This is a genomic window from Methylocystis sp. L43 (assembly GCF_015709525.1).
Classification (GTDB): domain Bacteria; phylum Pseudomonadota; class Alphaproteobacteria; order Rhizobiales; family Beijerinckiaceae; genus Methylocystis.
In genome coordinates, this window is sequence record NZ_JADNRA010000021.1 from 16,066 (window position 1) to 37,662 (window position 21,597).

The window sequence follows — 21,597 nt, forward strand, 5'->3', positions numbered from 1 at the left end:
GGCGACGGCCTCCCCCTTTGCGGCAGTCACTCGTAATAACGACCTGGATCGAGAAGCGAAGCCAGCCACTTTTGGAAAGCGCCTGCCGACATGGCGCGCAAATCACTGTTGAAGTCGGCGCGCAGCGACATGATGGTCGTCGCCCTGACGGAGGCCGCTTCAGCTCTTGCACTGAGACGGCGCGCGACGTGCAACCCGGCGTTGTCATTGTCGGCAGCGATAACGAGTTGCCGCAGATCAGGCGGGAATTCCCATGCCGCGAGATGCGCCGCCGAGAGCGCCGCGACAATTGGCAAATGCGGCGCGACGCTTTTGAGCGACAGCACGGTTTCGATCCCTTCGCCAACGATCGCGAAATCGTCGATGACGCCGAAACACACGCCATTGCCCAAAATGGCGCCAAGCGCACGACGCGTCGACGAAACACTGGCTTTTGCGTTTCGCTTTGGATCAAGAAACGTCCGATGAATTCCTGTGATCTGTCCCCTGTTGTCGGTGACGGCGGCGACAAGCGCGGGCAGTTTACGAGGCGCCGAGTTGGGGTGTTCGCGATAGATCAGCGCCGGGTGATAACGCAGCGGCGTATCGTTCAGATCGGCGGTGATGTTTCGCGCACGCAGATAGGCCTCGGCTTTCGTTCCCGCGATCGGCTGCGAGGCCGCCCAGATTTTGCGCGCGAGCGCAATCGTGTCGCATTTCCTCGAATTGTCATTGCGACGCTCTGTCGGCGTCTCGCGCGGCGCCCCCAAAAAGCGCCGCGCCTCGTCAAGTGCGCGCCCGACAGAGCTAAATCCCTCGCGCGCTCCAATCAGATCAAGAAGATCGCCATGTTCACCTGTTGCGCCATCGACCCATTTCCCGCGCGCTCCCTTGCCCGAGAGCGGACCTTTCAGCCGCACATAGAGACTGCGGCCCGGATGATTGTTGACATCTCCGACGATCCAGTAATTGCCGGACCGGCGGCCGTTCGAAAGATAATGCCTGCACACGGCCTCGACCTGTTCGGCGAGGCCGCGCGACAGCGCCGCGGCGGGGCTTTCCATTTTCGCCTCCGCCGTTCAAGCGCTCAACCGCGCGGACGGCGCGACGCGAAGCAGCGGATAGCGATCGAGAATTCTCGCGATAATTTTCGCGCCCTCTTCCCCGAGCGGAACAAACAGCCGCAGCTTCCAGGCGATGATTTCCGAAACGAGCCCCAGCGCCTTAAGCCGTTCGACAAGGCTGTCCGAGAAGCTTGTAAGCTCGAGCCGCTGGCGGTTCATCACGAGCGAACGTTTCAGAACAAGCCCCTCGGCGAGAACGAGGCTTGCGCCATCCTGCATGACGGCAGCGAGCGCCTCATTCGGCGACAGGGCAGGGGCCTCGTCACTGAGGATCTCGACGAGGGCGGCGGCGCTCGCCGGTGAGACGAGCCGGCCGATGATGCGCTCGCCTTCGTCGGTTTGCAGACGATAGACGCGCGCGGTCTCGTCGGGCAGGCGGTTCCAAATGGGAAGCAGCAGGCCGGTGACGATATGGAACGTGCTCTCGGTGAATTCCGGGAGGGCGGCGACTTCGGCCTCCCAGGCGCGTTGAAACTCCTGTGGGGTCGCCTCGCGCCAATGCGAGCGCTCCAGAGCTTCGACGATCACGAGATCCCGATGCAGGGGGCGCAACAGCCGCACGCGCGGCTGAACCGTTCCGTCGTCGTGCATTAGGCCGGGCGCCGGCAGTTTGACGGCGGCGCGGCCCGATTGTTCATTGATCATCAGCCGTGACCTTTGCGAGGCGGTCGCAAGTTCAAACGCCTCGTCGAGCGTTGTCACCCGCGTTTTGTCCTTGCGAGCGATGGTGACGAGCGAGGTCTGTGCGCCGCTGCGCTCATGAGTGGCGATGGTTTGGTGATTGATGGCGACGAGGCTCTCCGCCGTCACCGTCTCGACGCCGACATCGAACGTGCCCGCCTGAACGGCGGCCTCGATCGAAGCCACCATCAGCGCTTCGAACACCTCGAAGAGGCGGTTCTGCAAGGCGATCGGCAAAGCGAGGATGCGATTGAGGAAGGTCGAGATCGGCGGCAGTTCTTCCTTGAAACTGCCGTCCTGATCGGTGAGATCGAGCCCAGTTGCCTCTTGAAAGCGGGTCAAGGAACAACCCTCGACCTTGCCGGCGTAAAGCAGCTGATAGAGCTGGCGCAGCGCCGTGCGCCCATACGTCGATTCGAGATTGTCCTCCGGCCGGAACAGCCCTTGTCCGCCAGTCTGACGCTGGCCTCTCGTGATGGCGCCGAGCGTGTCGAGCCGCCGGGCGATGGTGGAAAGGAAGCGCTTTTCGCCCTTCACGTCAGTCGCGACGGGACGGAACAAAGGCGGCTGGGCCTGATTAGTGCGATTGGTTCGCCCGAGGCCCTGGATGGCGTTGTCCGCCTTCCAACCGGGCTCCAAGAGATAATGGACGCGGAGCCTCTGGTTTCTGGCGCTTCGCTCGGCGTGATAGGAGCGCCCCGTGCCGCCGGCGTCGGAAAAGACGAGAATGCGTTTCTCGTCGTCCATGAAGGCTTGGGTTTCGCCGATGTTTGCGGAGGCGGGGCGATTTTCGACGCACAGACGATCGGAGCCGTCGGCGTTAGTCTTGCGCACGATCCGCCGCGAGCGGCCGGTCACCTCCGCCACCATTTCGGTTCCGAAGCGCTGCACGATCTGATCGAGCGCGCCCTGGACGGCGGGCAGGGCGGCGAGATGTTCGACCAACCGGTCGCGCCGCTCCATCGCTTCGCGCGATTGGACGGGATTGCCGTTCTCGTCGACGACAGGCCGCGATTGCAGATCACCGTTCTCGTCCGAATAGACCTCGTAGAGCTGGGTCGGGAACGAGTGCGCCAAATAATCCAACACGTACTCGCGCGGAGTGACGTCGCAGAAAAGATCGCCCCATTCCGAGGTCGGGATTTCCGCAAGGCGGCGCTCCATCAGCGCCTCGCTCGTCGAAACGATCTGGATCACCGCGGCGTGACCCGCTTCCAAATCGCGCTCGATCGAGGCGATGAGGCTCGGCGCCTTCATCGCGGTGATGAGGTGATTGAAGAAGCGTTGCTTGTTGGATTCGAAGGCCGAACGCGCGGCGCTCTTTGCATTGCGGTTATAGGCCTTGCCGCCCTCGCCGGTGATATTGGCCGCCTCCAGGGCTGCGGTGAGATTATTGTGAATGATCTCGAAGGCCGAGGCGTAAGAATCATAGATGCGGATTTGTTCGGACGAGAGCCGATGCTCCAGCATCTCGACCTCGACCCCGGCATAGGAGAGGGCGCGGGATGCATAGAGCCCGAGAGCCTTGAGATCGCGCGCCAGCACCTCCATCGCGGCGATGCCGCCCGCCTCCATGGCGGAAACGAAATCCTGCCGCGTCGCAAAGGGCATGTCGGTCGAGCCCCAGAGGCCCAATCGCGCCGCATAGGCGAGATTGGAGACGGTGGTCGCGCCCGTCGCCGAGACATAGAGGACGCGGGCGTCGGGGAGGGCGTTTTGCAGCCGCAAGCCCGCGCGTCCTTGCTGGGAAGCGGCCTTTTCGCCGCGCTCGCCCTTGTCGCCCACCGCGTTCGCCATGGCGTGCGCCTCGTCGAAAACGACGACGCCGTCGAATGTCTCTCCGAGCCAATCGATGATCTGTGAAAGGCGTGAGGCCTTGCGCGAGCCGTCGCGCCCCTGCCGCTCGTCCGAGCGCAAGGTGGCGTAGGTCGTGAACAGGATTCCTTCGTCGAGTCCGATCGGCGTTCCCTGCTTGAAGCGCGACAAGGGGACGATTTGCAGCTTCTCTTGGCCCAAGGCCGCCCAGTCGCGCTGGGCGTCCTCGATCAGCTTGTCGGATTTCGAAACCCACAGCGCCTTGCGCCGCCCTTTGAGCCAGTTATCGACGAGGACGCCCGCGACCTGGCGGCCCTTGCCGGCGCCGGTGCCGTCGCCAAGGTAAAAACCGCGGCGAAATTGAACGGAGTTGTCCGCATCATCCGGCGCGGCGGACACGCAATCGAAGCTCTCGTTGACGATGAAGGTACCGGAAAGATGTCCGCTGTGCGCGTCGCCGGCGTAAATGACGCTCTCCAATTGGGCGTCCGAGAGCAGCCCGGAATCGAACACGGATTTCGGGAGATGCGGCCGGTAAGAGGGGTTCGGCGGAGCGACCGAGGCCATGGCGGCCGATTGCACCAACGTCGTCGGATGAGGCTTGGCGTCTGCAACGACCATCGACTGCACGGCATAGGGTTCGTAGAGCCCGGCGCTGAGAGAGCCGCCCTGCGGCGCCTTCCAATCTCTCGTCTCATAGGCGAGCTCGACGAATTCGGTCGCGGCACTCGAGGCGCGAGCAGCAGACCTTTCGGCGATGGCGACGTCCGGAGAACGAAAACGCGCGTGATCGGACCCGCGCAACGACCGCAGCTGCGACGAACGGTGGAACGCAATCGAAGCGACCTGTTTCGAAAGGGCAGGGGGAACGCCGCCGGCTCGCTCGCTCTTCGCAGGTGCCAGACGCGGCGGAGCCTCGCGCTGAACGATCGACAACAATTCTTCGAGAGTGGCGACGGGCCCGAAGCCTTCGCGAAACGCTTCTCGCTTCTTGGCCGGCGTTTTGTCGAAGACGGTCAGGCGGCTCTCGACGCTCGTTCCATGGCGCGCGAAAAAGCCGCGGGCCAGTGACGCGGTGAAGACGAGACTGCCCTTCTCCTGCAAGCGCGCGAAACCGCCTCGCCAAGCGTGCGAAGTCGGCGAAAAGCTCTCGCCGGTGATGGCCACGAGTCGGCCATTTGGCTGCAGGCGCGCTAAAGCAGAACGAATATGTTCGAAAGTCGCCGGCGCGTGCCGCCCTTCGATCAAGGGGGAGGATGAAAAGGGCGGGTTCATCAAAACGCCGCTCGGGCGAAGGTCAGCGCCGAGGCGGTCGTTGATCTGCGCGCCGTCGAAACGACTAACCGGCGCGCCCGGGAAAAGCAGCTTCAACAGCCCTGCGCGGGTCTCGGCCCATTCACCGAGAATGAGCTTGGCGCCGGCGAGCTCGGCGAAGATCGCGAGCATTCCGGTACCGGCCGAAGGCTCCAGCACAACGTCGTTTGGGCCGATTCCCGAGGCGAGACTCGCCACATAGGCGAATTCCAACGGGGTCGAAAATTGTTGCAGCGCATGGCTCTCTTCCGAGCGTCGCGTCTGCGTCGGCAGCAACATGCCGATCTTCGCGAGCATCGCGAGGATGCGCGAAGGCTCGTTTTGAGCGCGCGCCTTGATTGCCGGCCCGTAGCGACGCAGGAACAGCACCTGCGCCGCCTCGAGCGCCTCATAGGCGTCCTTCCAATTCCAGGCGCCTTGCGCATCGCTCGCGCCGAAGGCGTTCTCCATCGCTGCGCGCAGAGCCGCGGCGTCGATCGTGCGACCCTTGGCGAGATCGGCGACGAGCGCCTGCGCCGCCATGATCAGCGCAGTGGGCTTGTCGTCTGTCGTGAAGGAAAGTTCAGCCTGTTCGGTCTGGGCTAGGGCTGTGGCGAGGATCGGGCTCATCGAGCATCTCCGGGTTGGGTCAAACCAGCCCGGATCGCTCTCTCTTCACGCCTTCCGGGCTCGCCCTTCCCGGCAAAGCCCTCTCCCTTTCCCTCAGCCCCACTCCCGACCTATCGAGTCCAACCGACGAAGCTGCTCGGTCCCTCATGCGCTTCGTGTCGCGCCGGATGGATCACGAAACCATGGCGACCAGGATCGTATTCGGCTTCAGGCACGAGAAAGCGCCGCTCTGCTCCGCGACGATCGCCACCCAATGTCGCGACGCATTCGACAAAGCCCGAGCGCTGTCGCGATTTGATGGCCAACGTCACGAGCCAGTCGCGCGCATGATTCAGCCGAAACTGGCGGGCGTCCTTCGCGTGGGATTCGCCAGGGCCGAGAACGACGTTGTTGACGGCCTCATAAGCGTCGGGTTCGCAGTCGCGCAGAGTTTGGTCGGCGCATTTTCGCTCATAATCGGTAAAGAGAGGCGGAAACATCGCCGCGACCTTCGACCACTCACAGTCTTCCTCGTACCAGCCATCGGCGTTGCGATAGGCCGGATGAACGAGGTAGTTGCGCGCTTCGTCGAGATGGAAGCCGCCATGCGAGGCGGTCGAATGGGAGATGATGCCCTCGTTATATACCTTAGAAATCTGCGCCGTTCCCCATGGCGTGACGGCGCTTGTTTTGAGTTCTCGGCGATCAAGCGTGAGCAGCTGGCGCTCATGATCGGCGATTTCTGCAACATATCGGCGAAAGGCGGCTTCGTCTGCGAGAAGACGCTCGACGATATAAAAGTCGGATGGACGCCATTCCTCGGGCGACTTGTCGATATAATGCGCGCTCGCAACAGAAATGCCGCCGGATTTCGAGGGCAGGGCGAGAAAGGCGCGCTGGCCGAGGCGCGCCGCGAGGAAGCCGTCGCGCGTGCGGTGGAAGGAAACGACAGACCGATCGGGAGAGTTCATTCGGGGGCTCCATCAAAGAAAGAGCCCGGCGCGAGGACCGGGCTCAGGAGAGATGATCGATGAGAGGCGGGTTTGATCTCCGCCGCGTTTATTCCGCGGCGATTGCCGAATGCGAGGAGTCTTCGAACTGAGAACTTGCCAGATCGTCGGCATCCCCGTTTTCAACTTCCGCGAGGAAGGCCGGCAGATCGGCTTTGCCCGCCACGGCTGCATTTCCGCCCGTGGACTCGCGGTCTTGCGTCAGGGCAGGGGCGTCGAGATTTGTCGCGCGCAAGATTTCTGGGAGCCAGCCCGATCCCTGGAGCAGCCGCTCGGCCTCCGCCCCCATGTCGGATTTTTTCAGATGGTCGATTATTTGCGCCGCGGCTGCTCCCTTCGCTTCCCGCACCGCCGCCAAAATCTGCGCCTTCGTGACTTTGCCGAAATAGCTCTCGACTGTCGGGCTCCAGTGAGTGCTCATATCGAGAGCGAGATGCTCGGCCAATCGATCGGCGTGAGCGAGGGCGCGCGGTCTTCTGTCGTAAGGAAGATAGAGCGCATTGACGCTCAACCCGACGCAATGGGCGAAAAGCGATGCGCGTGCGTCGTGGTCGAGCTTGATGAGCCAGGCCCAGAGGTCTTCCGCTTTCTCCGGCAAGCGCAACTGCCAGTGTCCATGAGTGTCGTCGAGCGCTCGCGCCGCCGGCGCATCGCTCAAAGCTGGCGCATGAGAGCCGAGCAGAAAGCTCTTTGCGCCGATTTCGACGCAAGTCTCGAATGCGCCGGGCCTATAAAAGGCGCTGAGCGCTAACGCATGGGTCGCCGCGAGAAACGCCGCCTCGGGATCAATCGCCAACACGTTGCGCAAAGCGAGCGTGCGATGCGCGGTGAGCTCGGTCAACAGCCGATCCGAGAGTTTTGGCGAGGCATCTGTTTCCTCCTCGTCAATCGAAGGCGAGGCAGACCGGGCAGCGGCCGTCTGCGATCCGATCGTTTGGTGCCTTGTGTCACCCCGCGAACCATCTCGTTCAGTCGTCGACCCGCCTTCGGCGCTGGCCTCCTCGATAGCGGCGGGCGCCTCGTCCTCAGGACGCACGAAACCGCGTTCGACCTTCAAGGGGCCGGCATGGTCAATGCTGACGAAAATTCCGGCGCGGGCGATGTCGGCCGGATCATAGATCGCGGGAGGCTCGTCGGAGGTTGCGATCTGCTGCTCGAGTTCGGCGAGCCCCTGGTCGATCTCCTCGGGCAGGTCTTCTGCGCCTTCGTGCTCATCCGAGAGCGAATTATAATCCGCGAGCGCCGCTTCGTGACACGCTTGCTCCTCCTCCGAGAGCGGCGCGTAGCTCGCCGTCAACCGGCGCAATCCGTTCGTATGGCCGTAAGGAAAGTCGATCGCGGTCTCGGTCCATTTCCAACCTTCAGCACGAATAGCATCGGCGGCCGCGCTGAGTTTTTCGCGCGCCAGGCGATCGAGCAGCGCGACGTCCTGAAGCCAGCCGCCCTGATCCGCGGCGAAGAGATCGCGCAGTACCACTCCGCCCGCTGCCTTGTAAGCTTCGATCCCGACAAAGATCGCGCGCTTGTCCGACGCCCTGACCGCGCCTTCGGTCAGCATCCGCCGGATCATGTAAGGCTCTTTGCTATAGGAGCGTTGAAGCGCCTCCCACTCCCGTTCCTGGAGCTGGTGATCATCCGTGACGCAGAATGCGCTGAGCTGGTCGAGGGTCAATTCCTGTGCGACATACAGGTCGAGCAGTTTCTGGCTCGCCGCCACGAGCTTTAATCGTTGACGCACGACCTGCGGCGCGACGAAGAACCGCGCGGCGATCTCGTCGATGGTCAACCCTTGGTCATTCAGCGTCTTGAAGGCGCGGAATTGATCGAGCGGGTGCAGGGCTTCGCGCATCGTATTTTCGGCGAGCGAATCCTCTTCCCCGATTCCGTCCGCCTTCACGATGCAAGGGACCGGTGCGTTCTTGGCGAGCCGCTTTTGTTTAACAAGGCGCTTCAGCGCGGCGAACCGGCGGCCACCCGCGCTCACCGCGAATTTGCCTGTTTCCTCGCTGGCATCGCCAAGGAGTGGTCGAACGCTCAACGACTGCAACAATCCACGCCGCGCGATATCTTGCGCCAGCTCTTCAACGCTCACTCCCGCTTTGATCCGCCGCACATTCGCATCCGACGCCACCAGCCGATCGAGCGCGATGTCCTGCGCCGAGGTCAACGTGATCTTCGACATCTCTCCAGTCTCCGCGACGGGCGGACGAAAGCCTCTCTTTCGCCCTCTGGCCCGCCACGAAAAAACGAACCTTTCTCTTCCTCTCAGGCTGCCGCCGCGGCCGCTTGGAACCAAAGGCAAGTTGTGCACTTGCGTTTCGACGTGAGCAGAGTCCTTCCCGAGCACAAAGCAAGCCGCGACCACATGCCTGTCTGGATCGGGTGGGCACGAGCGCGCGACTATTCGAAGCGTTTCGGGATGATGCGCAACCGTTGACGCTGTCGCGTCAATCGGCGACATACGCGACAGGACCGCGGGCTGTTCGTGGTCGCCGAGCCGAAAGCTCCTCGGCATGCGTCGAGGCCTTTTCGATGACAGCTATCCGTTCTCAATCAACCGAGCTTCAGCCTCTGTCAGGCCGTAGAGGCCGTTGAGTAATGCGTTTATCTCCGCCTCCTCGCGCTCGATCTTGGTTTCCAGCTCGGACAGCTCACCTTCAAGGGTGATGATTTGCTGCACGAGAGCAGGGTTGTCTGCGACAACGAGTTTGCGGAGAGCATTGGCAAGCTTCTTGCTATCCGTCTTCTCTGTGATGGCGAAGGTAGCGGCCAGAAGCTTCCATTGCGCAAGTACGAATTCGCCTTCAGCGTTGTCAACGAAAATGCGGTCGATGACCGGCACTCCATCGATCAAGATTGATAACTCGCCGTCTTTGAATGAAGCCGAAAGGGATGAGCCCGGTATAAGGCGGGCCGAGATCGCGTCATGGCGAGTGGTGAGATCGAGATTGTATCGTTGCTCTGCCCATTCCCGCTTCTTGCCAGCATCGAGACGAACGGGCGCGTCCGCTATCAGATCACGCTTTGACTTAAGCTCAGGGAACAACCACGTTTCCGGCTTGTTGCGAGTACGTGCGGCCGACAGACGGCGTGAAATCTTTTCAAGCGTATCACGACGCGCTGTATGATCGCGCTGGAGCGCTTTCGCCTTGGTCGCAACGATAGCTCGCTCCTCGTCAGAAGCTGGAGGAATCGGTAGAGGCGCTATGAACTGCTTATTGGCCTCAAAGAAGCCGCCGGCTTTGACCCTTCCAATGCGCCGGAATACAAAATCAGCTACGGGTGCATTGAGGATTCCCAGCAAGAACCATGGGTCCATGCCTCCGACAGGAACGACACCGTCAACCCGTCCGCCGGTCAAGAAAAACCCGCCATCCTCATCGTAAGAGAACCGCAGTGAGGGAACCGTTCCCGCTGCGACAAGCTTGGGTGCGCCAACTCTGTTCAGACTCTGAGAGCGACTGAACCGGTACCAAGCATCGTCGTTCAGCTCTCCGTTGTCTCGCTGGATCAGAAGCTCTTTCCAACTTTCGAGGTATTTCCAGCATCGCGGGAACGTCGATTGCATCCTCGTACTCGGGATGAGCTTCGCCACGCCGTCGCTTCTTTCATACGGAAAGAGCAAATAGGTTTGCGTGTCGGGCTTGTTGTACCTTTTCGACTCGGGCCCGCTAAGGATTGGAAACAAAAGCGCGTCTTCGAGCGCCACTTCATATGGAGCGCTTTCGTCAGGCATGCAGAGATATCGACCACCCGCTATCTTCTTGAGCTTGTAAACTTGGTCGGCGCCAGTCTTAACGCCCTGGAAGATATCTGACGAAATAGTCGGATCGTCCAATCGCTTGCAGTGCTCATATAATCGGTCCATTAAGGCCCGCTCTTGCCCAGTAAGGAGCAGCCATCGGCCTCCAAATACTTCGCGGCCATAAGGCAGGGCCAGGCCGCCATCTGCCCAAGGCTCAGGCGGAATGTCCCCTGCCGGAGCATCGGCGACGCGGATCGATTCGTTGGCCATCTTCGTGAAGAATTGGAGCGCGGTGTAAGTGATCGACTCCTCGAAGATTTGAAACGCCTTGAAGTCGATCCAACGGTCCAAATTCCGACCTTTAGAAATTAGGCTGCGCAAGCCTTCGCCGTACTCGTTGGCGGTCCATAGGCTCGGCGCGATGTAACCTAGCCGCCCTTTGTCGTTGAGAAGCCTGATCCCCTTTTCGATGAAGGGCAGGTAGAGATCAAAATTTCCCGTTTGAGTGCTTGCATATGGCTTCGTTCCAACGCCAGCGCGCCCGTCACGGAGGTACAGCGCCATGTCAGCGTGAACCGTTCGGAAATTCTGGAGCTTGACGTATGGCGGATTGCCTACGACCGCATCGAAACCGCCTCTGGCAAACACCTCGGGAAAGGCGGTCTCCCAATCGAACGCATTTACGCGCTCCTTCTGCACGTCATCGTAAAGTGCGAGATCGATCTGGCCCTTGTAGAACTCGCTTCCGATCAGGCTATTGCCTTCGCGGATGTTCTCATCAAGCGAGGAGAGGGGCTTATCGCCTCGCGCCGTGTGGAGCCAAAGCGCGAGGCGAGCAATCTCCACTGACGCCGGATTGATATCAACGCCGTAGATATTTGACTTCAGGATGTCGGCAATGAGCTCGTCGTCGCTATCCTTTTCTGCCCGACCTTTTGTGATCTGTCGCCGTAAGCCCTGCACCTCATGCCATGCCTCGACGAGATAGCGCAGAACGGTGATGAGGAAGGCGCCGGAACCACAGGCCGGATCAATTACGGTTAGGCTCTTCAGCCGTGCCGAATACGCGTCGATGACTTCGAGCGAGGGATCACCCTTGGCCGGCCACCCGCACTCCTTCTTGATCTCGGCAAGCCGCGGCCCGAGCGTCTCGTCCACGATCCGTTCAACCACCCACTCTGGCGTATAATAAACGCCATCGCGCTTTCGCTTGCTCTCCTTGTTGATCGAAGGCCGGTTGTCGGCCTCCGCTTCTAGGATCTCCAACTCGGTGATGGATTGCTCGAAGATTCGCCCGAGTGTGTAAAGCCCGAGGCTCTTGGACGGATCGCGGTCAAATGATCGCGCCCCGTCTGCGCGGCCGAGGTCGGTAGCATAGTTGTAGGAGGCACAAAGATAAAGGAGCGTTTCTCTGAACGAACACAGGCTCCCCTCGTTCGCTCCTTGCATGTGCTGACAAAAGACCGAGTTGGGCACATGGAGCTTCTCAAGAGCGTCATCTTGGGCAAAGAGACCGCCGTTGAATTGATTGAGTGCCTTTCCGCCAAAAGCCCGCCCTTCGTTCATCGCCTTGAAAAGGCGAAGCATGTCCTGCCAAATCGTTGTACCGTCCGCATCGAAATAGGGGTCATTGCTCCGGTCGATAAGAAACTCTTGGAGCAGCTTCGGTGGGAAAGCCAGCGCCTGGCCCATGTCCTCGCAGAAGAAGATGAAGATGCATCGATCGAGGATTTTTTGCGCGAGCCGAACGAGACGCCCGCGCGTGCCTGGGAAGCGGGGCGTGCCCTCGCCGTTGTGCTGTAGCAGCGTGAGATAGAGGCGTTCGCGAAATTTCCGATATTCGGCATAGAAGGTGTTTTCGAGCTGCCGATCATTGAACCGTTGCTGCCCAATGAGGCTAACGAGCAACGAGCGACCGGTCGGCGATATGAGCGTATCGCGATGGAGGATTTTGCGGAAAAGAAAGCGGTCGAAGCGAGAAGCCTCGCCGGCTGAGATCAGACTTCCGCCTTTGAACAGTTCCTCAGCTCGGATTGTGAAGCGGACGGATTGGTGGTGCCCCTTATCGAACCAATAAAGGCGAAACTCGTTCATGTCGGTCACGATCCCCCAAGTCGGAAGGATCGGGTCCGTGGGGAATAGCCCGCGTCGGGCGTAGCTCAAGTAGTCGAGACATTGCCGAACGGGCGATCGGTTATTGCCTTTTCGCTTCTGCGGCGCATCCAGGTCTGATCGAATATCTTTGAACTCGCATACAATCTGCGGAATTGGGTTCTGCTCATCCTTTTGGAAGAACCCGATGGCAAGGTCCGCCGTCCCCACTCCGCCTCGCTCGCCCGCCCCCGCGATCGGAAATTTCGGCCACAGCGTGAACGAGCCACCCTCAGCACCCGCTTGTCCGGTTTGCGTGTGACCCCACGTGTCGTGAAAAAACTCATGGATGAAAGCGGCCTCGGCGGAAGTCTCCCGAAGGTCCTTCCGTTCGGACCAACGCCGCAGCCGATCATCGAGTGCCGCTTCCTCCTCCGAGCCCTTGAAAGCCTCGAACTCAAGCGCCCAAACGGAACGCAGGAACGCTTTCGAAATAAACGAACTGAACAGTTCAGTCATTGCGCGTTCGAATCCCCGGCCGAACAGGCATCGATTATTCCCCTACTTCTTTGCTAACGCCGCCTCAGGCCCGAAATGCCGACTCGGCTCCATACGGTCGTGCAGCACCCGGACGATCTCGACGATGCCCGGCTGTATCGCGCGATAGAAAATCACATGCACCGGGTTCGCGACGGGCGCCTCGCGACTCTCCTCCCGGCTGCGGCGGATATAGGGACCCATTTTTCGCATCATTCGACGCCTCATGAAATTCCATCTGCAGCTTCTTGAATTCCTTGCGCACAGCTTTCCAATCACCGCGTGCCTTCGCGTGTTTCTCTGCCTGCGATCCCTCCAGCATATATGCATTGCTCTTGTTCTTGGAGGAATGACGCCTGAATGACGCAAGAACTTTGTTCTGATCCACCGGAAGGCCAGACAGTAAGCTGGTTGCCCATGCGCCGATGTTCTCGACCTTCGAGCATTCCTCGAGCGAAATCTGATGAAGGCAAAGTGCTCGCGCCGTGGCACCGGCTTTTGCCAAAATTTCTGCCTCAAAATAGAGCTGCTCGGCGTTGTCGAACGTCTCTTCGGCGCCGCGCACAAGAATGCTTAGGAACTGGCGATCAACCTTCGGGAGCGCCTCGGTCATCTTGGGACCCTACTCGTCTGTTGTATACCGCGATCCACGCCTCGTGTTCGCCTTTAAGGTTCTCGACGAGTGCATTCACCGTCGCGTCGTTGATCGCCTGCGGCTTTCCGTGAGTGAACTCGTTTCTGCGTTCGTGGATGTCTTTTAGCAAATCGGCAACTACCGAAAATCCGTGCGCTCGAAGATCTTCGAAATAGTCCGTCCCAAAGAATATTTTGTACAGGTCGTGGAGGCGGCTCCCGATTCCGGAGTAACGCCGAAGCTCGTCATCTAAAACTCGTTGTGGAAGCCCGCGCATCGCGGTTCGGTGAAGCCGCTCGACACGCGTCTCGAAGTAGCCCCAGAACAGCACCACTAAAGCCGCCCGAGCGGATGGACGTTCCGAATCTGCGAAATGTGAGAAGCGTTCAAACTCGGCCGTTGGCCGCTCCCACTCGCGCTGGAGCATCTGGAGATAGATGTAGTCCTCATAGCGACCTTCAGCACCTGCGAAAGTGGGATGGATGACCATCCGCTCATCACTTATGGTCCTGATGGAGGGTGAAGTATCGAACGGGTCGGAACCGCACGCGGGGCAGGGCGCATCAATCCTGCGAATGCCGGGACAGTCCCCTCCGCACAATACGTAATCTGACCAAAGGCTTGTCCATGATTTTCCCGGGAGATTGTCGCACCACATTAGATGACCCCGTAATCGGCGCCTTTGCGGCCTCTGCCTGATTCTCCGGAGCTGCGCGCGGAGAGCTTCAACCTGCGCAATATCCGAATCGTTCTGTCGCGGCCTTAGTCATGCCGGCTAAACGACTTTTTTGAAATCCGGCGGAAGGATGATTGTCGGTTTGCCAAGTACTTTCACCGGATAAAGCAGAATGATGACATTGTGCGTCGTGTCGAAAGCCTCCGCCACGCACTCGTGAGAAACGCCGTTGCGATCCGTCATTGAAATGGCTGTGGGGCGTGTCATCTTTCGACCGATCGGAAGAATACGGCCAAGGCAATGATCGGTCGTTATGACGGTGTCTGTAGGTTTGCCAAACTGAAGGATGAAAGAAGGCGAGGGTTCGATGCGACGGACGGTGGCCCGTGCGCCGTGACCCAGAACGATCTCGATAGGTTCGAGGATATATACTACGCAGGCGCGATGGTGAGTGCGGGCAAATTCCCGTGCTGAGGCATAGTTGGATGCGCCGAATTTCTTAGCGAGCGTGATCGGTGTCTTGATGTCGAACTTACAGTCAGCGGCATATCGCGCATAGATGTCGCCCTTGAACAGGGCGAACCGGGCAAAGTTGTTCGCCTCGCGTTCAAACTGGTCCGAGATTTCGGGATCGAGATGTTGTTCGCTGTCCTGAAAAAAGCGAAACATGCGCTTATGCACGGGAAGATCGTGATGCGCTGTTTCGTGGAGCGTCAGGAAAACCTTCTTGGATTTCGACTTGATGGCGCTGTCATCGATATGGATGAGCGTTTCGGCGGAGTCGTAGAGCCCGAAAAGCTTGCCAAGCGCGGATTTAACGATGGTTGCCGTTTGGATCGCCTTGCCCGCCAAGTATTCCATGACGGCAATGGGATCGAAAAGGCTGGTCTGCGCGACACGCACATTTGCGGCGGCGAGGATATCTTCGAGTGGCACGGGGAATCTTTCCCATGCGCTTGCGCGGTCGAGGAGCTGCCGTGCTCGCTCCTCGACCGCGCGACGATCTTCGGGGTCGAGGCTGCTATCGTCAGCTTTTGTCACCCGGCTTTTTCCTCGTGCGCATGAATTGAAGGTATTGGAGCATCTCGGTCTCTTCCTCAGCCGACAGATTATGCTCGGCGAAGGTCGCGACGCGTCCGTGCCGCTCGGTATCGGCGCGCTTGGTCCCGGATATGTACCCCGCCATTTCCATCAGGTTCTCGAAGCTGATGGCGTAGAGCTCGGCGAGCGCATGCAGAATGTTCGGCGATGGCTTTTTGATCTTGTCGTTTTCGATCTGGGATAGGTACGCGTTTGAAACCTGCTTGCTCGTGGCTTCCTCGACGTCGCGCAGGCTCATCCGTCGGTCCACGCGAATCGACGCGAGATACTGACCAAGTGTCCTTTTCGATGTGTTCCTTTCATCGGTCGGGGCCAGCATGACGGCTTGCTCCTGCAAATTGCTGTTTTCATTTTAATTATGGCGCAGCCCTCGTCAGGTGTCAAGCGCGCAAAGCGAATGCTTGATATCCTTAGCGCGCTATGTCATATTGGAACTGTGGAAGGGCCGGGTGGCCCAGATACGTCCAATATGGAGAACGTTAAATGACTGACAACTTTGAAGACAGGAGGGCCGACCCCGGCATGGAAGAGGTCCTCGACGAGATCATCGATCTCGAAGAGTACGCCAAGCTGGGCAAGCGCCCTCCGCTCACGAAGGGCTACCGCATCCGCGTGAACGGCGATCCGTTCGTGGTGCATGATCCGAACCCGACGGGCCGCGCCATTCTGACCCTCGCGGGCCTGCTGCCCCCCGAGAACTACACGCTCCGCATCAAGCTCGCGGGCGAGAAGCCCAGGAAGGTGGGGCTCGACGAAAAGGTCGATCTCCGCCACGCCGGTGTGGAGAAGTTCAAGGCGCTGCCGCGCGACCAGACGGAGGGCTAAGCGATGACCCTCCGTCGTCAATTTGACTTGCTGCCCGTCGACCGGGAATTTCTCGACGAATACGGCCTGCCGTGGGAAACGATCGTGGATGGCTCCCAGTGGGTCCTCATCCACGATTTCCCGGTGCCGCGTGGATACAACCACGCCACCGTGACGGCCGCCATTCGCATCGAGACCGGCTACCCCAACACCGAACTCAACATGGTGTACTTCTTTCCCGCGCTCGTGCGTGCGGACGGAAAGAAGATCGGGGCGACCGAGGCGCAGCAGCAACTCGACGGAAAAACCTACCAGCGCTGGTCCCGCCACCGCACGGGCGCGAACCCGTGGAAGATCGGGCGCGATCACATCGGGACGCATGTCATCCTGATCGAAGATTGGCTTGACCGGGAGTTCGAGAAATGAACGCCCCCGTCACCCTGGCCTTCTCAGGCGACCAGCACGAGCACTTACAGAGCTTCCTCTTCCCCGGCGACGGGAACGAAGCCGTCGCGATCCTACTGTGCGGCAGCCGCGCAGGCGACCGCAGCCATAGGCTCGTCGTGCGCGAGATTCATGGCATTCCCTATGAAGACTGTTCCGAACGGACGCCGATGCGCGTGACCTGGCCGCCGGACTACATCGCGCCGATGCTCGACCGGGCGGCCGCTGAAGCGCTCACGGTCGTCAAGGTTCACAGCCACCCCGGCGGCTACGCCGCCTTCTCAATGACGGATGATAAGGGCGACGAACGACTGATGCCGATGATCCGCGGATGGGTCGAGGCGGATATGCCACACGGCAGCGCCGTGATGCTGCCGGACGGCCAGATGTTCGGGCGCGTCTTGAACGCGGCCGGCGGCTTCGATGCGATTCATTGTATCAGCGTCGCGGGAGACGATCTCCACTTTTGGTACGCGGACGCGGGCAGCATCGAACTGCCCAACTTCGTCGCGTCGCATGCGCAAGCATTCGACAAAGGTACGATCGAACGCTTCCGCCGCCTGTCCTTCGCGGTGGTCGGCGCGTCGGGGACCGGCAGCCCGACGGTTGAACAGCTCATGAGACTGGGCGCGGCCGTGATTGTCAGCGTCGATGACGACGACATGGAAGAGCGCAACGTCAACCGCATCCTGAACTCCACCATGGATGACGTGAAGCAGAAGCGTCCGAAAGTCGACGTTCTTGCTGATGCGGTTGAGCGCACCGATCTCGGCACCCGGTTCATCCCTATAAAGAAAAACCTGTGGGACCCTGACGTTATCTGCGAAGTCGCTCAGTGTGACATCATCTTCGGATGCATGGACACGATCGACGGGCGGTATCTTCTCAACGCTATCGCGTCCTACTATTCGATTCCCTACTTCGATATCGGCGTACGCCTGGACGCGATCAAGGATTTCGACGGCTTGGCCCACATCCGTGAAGTTTGCGGTACCGTGAACTATTTGCGTCCCGGGCGTTCGAGCCTGGTCAGCCGAGGCCTCTTCACGATGAGCGATGTTGCCGCCGCCGGTCTGCGCCGCAACGACCCGACAGCTCACAACCGGCAGGTCGAGGATGGCTACATCAGGGGCATAGCCGGGCACCGGCCCGCAGTCATCAGCGTCAACATGTTCGCCTCGGCCCTCGCCGTCAACGAAATGCTCGCGCGCCTGCATCCCTACCGTGAGGAGCCGAACGGCACTTATGCCGCCGTCACGTTTAGTTTGGCGAGTATGGAGCTCATCTACGACCCCGAAGAGGGAATCTGTGATATCTTGGGAGCGAAGGTAGGCTTCGGCGATACTACGCCACTCCTGGGGCTCATGGAGCTTGCGGAAAGGCGAAAGGCGTGAACCGATTTCTTCGGCTTCTGGTGAATGCATATCGGCGTGCAGATAAGTTTCTGCGGGGTGCATACCGACGTATACATAATTGGATCGTCCCCCCGTATGCGACGTTGTTGGTCGAAGACACCCTTCCCAAGCAATTGAAGCGCCGGACCCTCTACATCGTCGAGGAGGATGGTTTCCAAGAGCAGGCAGCGATGATCTGCCCTTGCGGTTGCCACTCTGTTTTACACATGAATCTTCTCCCCGATGAACGTCCTTGCTGGCGTGTTACGCGCCATGACGACGGGACTACCACTCTCCATCCCTCGGTCTGGAGGAAAAAGGACTGCGGTTCGCATTTTTGGTTCCGAAATGGCCGCGTCGTATGGTGCTAATCGAACGTCGCCGCGGCTGTATGCAAACGCCGTGATTCGCATGTAAGAGCCGATGTGGCACGCTTGCGGCTATTGCGATCGAAGGGGCTAAGAATCACGCTCAATCACTGCCTAAAAATGATGGATCGTGATCGAGCATTCAGATGGGGTATCGAGTGGGATTGTCGTGCACCAGGATCACAGGCTGATGTGGGGTTCAGCTGAGTATAGTCCCAATCCGCTCTTGGGAAAGAAATCGCAACCCGTCCTCTCATGCGGAAACGCGCGGTCACTACCTCCAATACCAAGAGCGTGGAGGCAAACCTCCGGCGAATGGCAGAAAATGTCTCAGGCGCCATTTCGAGCACGTTCGCAATGTCGCTTTTGTTGGTGAAGCCTCACGAATGCCATGCGGGCGAAGCTTTCGTGGAACAATATGAGCGTCGTTTTCTACTCAATTGTGTTCCGGCGAAAATCATAAAATTCGCATAATTTGGATTATGTAACTAAAACAATGACTTATGAAAATCTTACTAGGCGCGGCGAAAATGTAGTTCGTGTCACGAATATCAATCATACTGCAACTAATCGGTTTCCCAACAACCGGACCCTGCGCCTCTTCAAGGAGTCTGTCCGACCCAATTAGCACTCTTTCTTCTTGACAAGAAAGACGCTGACGGCGCACGCAACGCTAACGATGAGTTCCGCTTCAAGATCGTCGACATTTTGACCCTCGCGCAAATGACGCGCGCGATCTGATGCAAAGCCCCAGAGCTTTTCCACGGCCGTATTTAATGGTTCCGGGAGATCAAGCCGAGACAGGAGCGCGCCAAGGGTAGCATTCGGCTTTCCTGTCACGTCACGCGCCGTGCATTCGAGCGCGGCGATGGCGTGTTGGATTGCTCCTGTCCGATCGGGAAAGGGCCTGCGTGATATATCCGCCAGCGCCTCGTGAATTTCATTCGCGGCAACGCTGCGCCCCGATTCTTTTAAAACCTTCGAGGCCTCACCTGTTGTGGCCGTGAATGTCTCTCCGCCGCGGAAAATTATCCCATCCGGGTTTTTTAGCTCCCAGCCAATACCCTTTTCCCGAAAGCACCGGTTCAGCTCGTCCTGAAAGACACTCTGATTCTCGTCCTGATATTGAAGGCTTCTCCACAATGCTTCGGCGATGTCGTAGACCTTGAACCATTCGCAGCCTTGAAGCAGGCCGAGAACTTCTTCCCAGATATTCGGATAATCGGACCAGTTATTCCGGTCGGGTGCGACGAGCATTACCTGGCAAACGACATTGCGGATGGTCTTCGGGCTCATTCCCGCCGCCGTTGCTATCTGGGCGACTGCGAATCGCAAGTCCTCCGGCGCATCCTCTCGCACAGTGATTTCCGCGTCGCGCGGACCGTAGCCGTGCCTGTCCGAAAAGCTTCTGTTCATGCGCACATCATACAATCAGCAACCTTCATTGCGATCCGCAACATTGGGGCGCAATTTCCGTAAAATTCCTTGTTTCCTATTTTCCTCACTGCGCAGAAAACAGGGCAGCCTCAAGCTCCGCTACGAGCTGCTGCCGCTTCTCTTTTGAAATCTTATCCAGGTTTATCTGGCGCCATTTGATCGCGGGCAAATCCTTCGCGCCAGCCACATCCAGCAACGACCAATCGGGTTCGCCGCCCTCGAACGATAGAAGGAATCGGCGGTGATCGTCCGGCATGTCGCCGACGATGCGGGCGACCAACTCCTCGCGGGCCGCAAGCAGATCGGAAAGGGGAACCGGCTGCGCCGTCATGCCCTGAAATCCGCGTTCATATTCCCGGGATATGTCCTTTTGTCCGGATGCGAGCACTTCTCCCATCGGCCGGTCGTGACTTAGCAGATAGACGATAAAGGCGCGGCGCAGGGCGTCACTGATGCCCTCGCCGGCAAGCAGATTGCGTACATCGAATAGATCGCGAGGGTGCTGACGGTCGAGCGCAGCGATAATCTTGCCGCCATACAAATCTTCAAACGAAAGCACCTGAATTTCGGCGAATCCGAATTGCTCTTCGACAGCCTGAGATACGCCTTGGGTTTGCGCCTCATAAGCGCAGCCGCGCATGACGGGAGTGACTTCGATCTTCGTCTGCACGCCCTCGGACCGAACATTCAACTTCGTCGCTGTCCCTTCCGTTTGAGACTCAGCGACCCGACTGCCAGGAATATTCTGTTTTATGCGGACGGCAATGCGCTTCATGGCGGCGTCGATAGCCACGAGCGAGTCCTGGCGTCCGGCAACCGGAAGATAGGTGAGGTCGATGTCGACCGACAGCCGCGGCATGTCGCGGACAAAGAGATTGATGGCGGTTCCGCCTTTCAATGCAAAACACTCTTCCTGCGCGACTTGCGGAAGCGTGCGCATCAGAAGCGCAACCTGCCTTCGATATTCTTCAGAGAACGCCATCAAGATCCTCCGGCACCGTGATCTGATAAGCGTGATCGAGCTTGCCGCCCTTCACCAGCATGCGCTTTCCTTTCCCGAGATCGATTTTGTTTTTGTCGAGATGTTTCAGCCACGCGTGATGATGGCGGTCGGCAAAGAAGAAAAAGAGCCGCTTGACCTTTATGCTGCGGCAATCGGCAAGAAGTTTTTGAAGCCGGCGCGGGCTCAGGTTTGTAAGGCCTTCCATCAGCTTATCCACCTGATAGAAACTCTCATGCGCAGGGAGTTCATCAAGCAATTCGAGTATGGCACGTTCGGGCGCCGATATGGTCAACGGCCAGTCCCACTGGCCCCAAGGCTGGACCGTGAGGCTCATATCTAGGGGATCGGCGGTCCCTCCTTCGCGTTCGGCATTCCAGTTCAGGCCGGGCAGCGCCTGAACGGCTGCTTCGCCGGAAAAAAGCCTGCGGTCGTTGTGGGAGACAAACCGGACCGCCAGCGGCAGCTTGGAGAGCCATCCCGGCGGAGCCTTGGGGCCGTAAAGATGCACTTCCTTGGTGGTTTGCGGCAGGTAATGGGCGTAGCCTTCCAGTTCGAGCGCTGTACGGCCGCCGACCACAAGCGGATATGCAAGCAGGGCTTGAAGTGAAATGACGACCTGCTGCCAGCTCAGAGCGCCCCGTGCGCGGCGAAAAACGCGTGCGGCCGGCTGCTTCAGCCAACCCGTGGCAACGTAGTGGTTCCAGAGCTGGCGCGAATAACCTTGCCGCTTGAGCCAAGCGGCGTCGACGAGAAGGCCTTCGGGAAGCTCCTGCTCCAGGTTTGAGCGTTTTGATTTTTGTCCAACCATATTTGACAATATACCAGATTCGTAAACTCATCGCTAGTTTGAAT

Annotated in this window: 16 protein-coding genes; 4 read left to right on the forward strand and 12 right to left on the reverse strand. The window is 59.3% G+C overall.

Annotation, left to right across the window (positions count from 1 at the left end; genetic code table 11):
- Positions 1-26 precede the first annotated feature (26 nt).
- The 9 genes from IYX23_RS04760 to IYX23_RS04800 all read right to left on the reverse strand — a co-directional run bounded on the left by IYX23_RS04760 (position 27) and on the right by IYX23_RS04800 (position 15,614).
- The gene (locus IYX23_RS04760) at positions 27-1,043 is read right to left on the reverse strand and encodes a toprim domain-containing protein (RefSeq protein ID WP_195838303.1); all 1,017 of its coding nucleotides are present in this window, start codon (positions 1,041-1,043) and stop codon (positions 27-29) included.
- Between the two features lie 15 nt (positions 1,044-1,058).
- Positions 1,059-5,522, reverse strand: coding sequence for a strawberry notch-like NTP hydrolase domain-containing protein (locus tag IYX23_RS04765; RefSeq protein ID WP_154453915.1), 4,464 nt, complete (start codon positions 5,520-5,522; stop codon positions 1,059-1,061).
- 110 nt (positions 5,523-5,632) lie between these two features.
- Positions 5,633-6,472: a hypothetical protein gene (locus IYX23_RS04770; RefSeq protein ID WP_154453916.1), complete on the reverse strand. Its 840-nt coding sequence runs from the start codon at positions 6,470-6,472 to the stop codon at positions 5,633-5,635.
- Between the two features lie 88 nt (positions 6,473-6,560).
- Positions 6,561-8,693 carry a ParB/RepB/Spo0J family partition protein gene (locus tag IYX23_RS04775; protein WP_154453917.1) on the reverse strand — a complete coding sequence of 711 codons (2,133 nt, stop codon included), beginning with the start codon at positions 8,691-8,693 and terminating at the stop codon, positions 6,561-6,563.
- A 357-nt stretch (positions 8,694-9,050) separates the two neighbouring features.
- Positions 9,051-12,866, reverse strand: coding sequence for a DNA methyltransferase (locus IYX23_RS04780; protein ID WP_154453918.1), 3,816 nt, complete (start codon positions 12,864-12,866; stop codon positions 9,051-9,053).
- A gap of 64 nt (positions 12,867-12,930) precedes the next feature.
- Complete coding sequence (locus IYX23_RS04785; RefSeq protein WP_154453919.1) at positions 12,931-13,497, reverse strand: AbiV family abortive infection protein; 567 nt, start codon at positions 13,495-13,497, stop codon at positions 12,931-12,933.
- Entirely contained in the window at positions 13,472-14,008 is a 537-nt protein-coding gene (locus IYX23_RS04790; RefSeq protein WP_154453920.1) for a hypothetical protein, read from the reverse strand. Before IYX23_RS04790 ends, IYX23_RS04785 begins: the two co-directional genes overlap by 26 nt.
- A 285-nt stretch (positions 14,009-14,293) precedes the next feature.
- Positions 14,294-15,235 (reverse strand): hypothetical protein, encoded by a 942-nt coding sequence (locus IYX23_RS04795; protein ID WP_154453921.1) that lies wholly within the window; start codon positions 15,233-15,235, stop codon positions 14,294-14,296.
- Positions 15,222-15,614, reverse strand: coding sequence for a helix-turn-helix transcriptional regulator (locus IYX23_RS04800; protein ID WP_154453922.1), 393 nt, complete (start codon positions 15,612-15,614; stop codon positions 15,222-15,224). Before IYX23_RS04800 ends, IYX23_RS04795 begins: the two co-directional genes overlap by 14 nt.
- Positions 15,615-15,778: 164 nt before the next feature.
- On the opposite strand from IYX23_RS04800, the gene IYX23_RS04805 reads away from it, so the two are divergent.
- From IYX23_RS04805 to IYX23_RS20135, 4 genes are all read left to right on the forward strand, one after another.
- Complete coding sequence (locus tag IYX23_RS04805) at positions 15,779-16,120, forward strand: multiubiquitin domain-containing protein (protein ID WP_210330494.1); 342 nt, start codon at positions 15,779-15,781, stop codon at positions 16,118-16,120.
- A 3-nt stretch (positions 16,121-16,123) separates the two neighbouring features.
- On the forward strand, positions 16,124-16,525 hold the full coding sequence (locus IYX23_RS04810; RefSeq protein ID WP_154453923.1) for an E2/UBC family protein: 402 nt from the start codon (positions 16,124-16,126) through the stop codon (positions 16,523-16,525).
- Positions 16,522-17,937 (forward strand): ThiF family adenylyltransferase, encoded by a 1,416-nt coding sequence (locus tag IYX23_RS04815; RefSeq protein WP_154453924.1) that lies wholly within the window; start codon positions 16,522-16,524, stop codon positions 17,935-17,937. The genes IYX23_RS04810 and IYX23_RS04815 overlap by 4 nt, the downstream gene beginning before the upstream one ends.
- Positions 17,938-18,128: 191 nt before the next feature.
- On the forward strand, positions 18,129-18,308 hold the full coding sequence (locus IYX23_RS20135; RefSeq protein ID WP_246695838.1) for a DUF6527 family protein: 180 nt from the start codon (positions 18,129-18,131) through the stop codon (positions 18,306-18,308).
- Between the two features lie 621 nt (positions 18,309-18,929).
- Here IYX23_RS20135 and IYX23_RS04820 read toward each other — a convergent pair.
- The 3 genes from IYX23_RS04820 to IYX23_RS04830 form a co-directional block, all read right to left on the reverse strand.
- The gene (locus IYX23_RS04820) at positions 18,930-19,721 is read right to left on the reverse strand and encodes a hypothetical protein (RefSeq protein ID WP_154453925.1); all 792 of its coding nucleotides are present in this window, start codon (positions 19,719-19,721) and stop codon (positions 18,930-18,932) included.
- Between the two features lie 85 nt (positions 19,722-19,806).
- Positions 19,807-20,724, reverse strand: coding sequence for a nucleotidyl transferase AbiEii/AbiGii toxin family protein (locus IYX23_RS04825; protein WP_154453926.1), 918 nt, complete (start codon positions 20,722-20,724; stop codon positions 19,807-19,809).
- A complete protein-coding gene (locus IYX23_RS04830; protein ID WP_154454006.1) occupies positions 20,711-21,553 on the reverse strand; it encodes a type IV toxin-antitoxin system AbiEi family antitoxin domain-containing protein in 843 nt (280 codons plus the stop codon). Before IYX23_RS04830 ends, IYX23_RS04825 begins: the two co-directional genes overlap by 14 nt.
- Positions 21,554-21,597 lie beyond the last annotated feature (44 nt).

Coding starts and splice junctions, on each gene's coding strand:
- IYX23_RS04760 (WP_195838303.1), bottom strand. CDS start 1,043: ATGGAAAGCCCCGCCGCGGCGCTGTCGCGCGGCCTCGCCGAACAGGTC.
- IYX23_RS04765 (WP_154453915.1), bottom strand. CDS start 5,522: ATGAGCCCGATCCTCGCCACAGCCCTAGCCCAGACCGAACAGGCTGAA.
- IYX23_RS04770 (WP_154453916.1), bottom strand. CDS start 6,472: ATGAACTCTCCCGATCGGTCTGTCGTTTCCTTCCACCGCACGCGCGAC.
- IYX23_RS04775 (WP_154453917.1), bottom strand. CDS start 8,693: ATGTCGAAGATCACGTTGACCTCGGCGCAGGACATCGCGCTCGATCGG.
- IYX23_RS04780 (WP_154453918.1), bottom strand. CDS start 12,866: ATGACTGAACTGTTCAGTTCGTTTATTTCGAAAGCGTTCCTGCGTTCC.
- IYX23_RS04785 (WP_154453919.1), bottom strand. CDS start 13,497: ATGACCGAGGCGCTCCCGAAGGTTGATCGCCAGTTCCTAAGCATTCTT.
- IYX23_RS04790 (WP_154453920.1), bottom strand. CDS start 14,008: ATGGTCATCCATCCCACTTTCGCAGGTGCTGAAGGTCGCTATGAGGAC.
- IYX23_RS04800 (WP_154453922.1), bottom strand. CDS start 15,614: ATGCTGGCCCCGACCGATGAAAGGAACACATCGAAAAGGACACTTGGT.
- IYX23_RS04805 (WP_210330494.1), top strand. CDS start 15,779: ATGACTGACAACTTTGAAGACAGGAGGGCCGACCCCGGCATGGAAGAG.
- IYX23_RS04810 (WP_154453923.1), top strand. CDS start 16,124: ATGACCCTCCGTCGTCAATTTGACTTGCTGCCCGTCGACCGGGAATTT.
- IYX23_RS04815 (WP_154453924.1), top strand. CDS start 16,522: ATGAACGCCCCCGTCACCCTGGCCTTCTCAGGCGACCAGCACGAGCAC.
- IYX23_RS20135 (WP_246695838.1), top strand. CDS start 18,129: ATGATCTGCCCTTGCGGTTGCCACTCTGTTTTACACATGAATCTTCTC.
- IYX23_RS04820 (WP_154453925.1), bottom strand. CDS start 19,721: ATGAACAGAAGCTTTTCGGACAGGCACGGCTACGGTCCGCGCGACGCG.
- IYX23_RS04825 (WP_154453926.1), bottom strand. CDS start 20,724: ATGGCGTTCTCTGAAGAATATCGAAGGCAGGTTGCGCTTCTGATGCGC.
- IYX23_RS04830 (WP_154454006.1), bottom strand. CDS start 21,553: ATGGTTGGACAAAAATCAAAACGCTCAAACCTGGAGCAGGAGCTTCCC.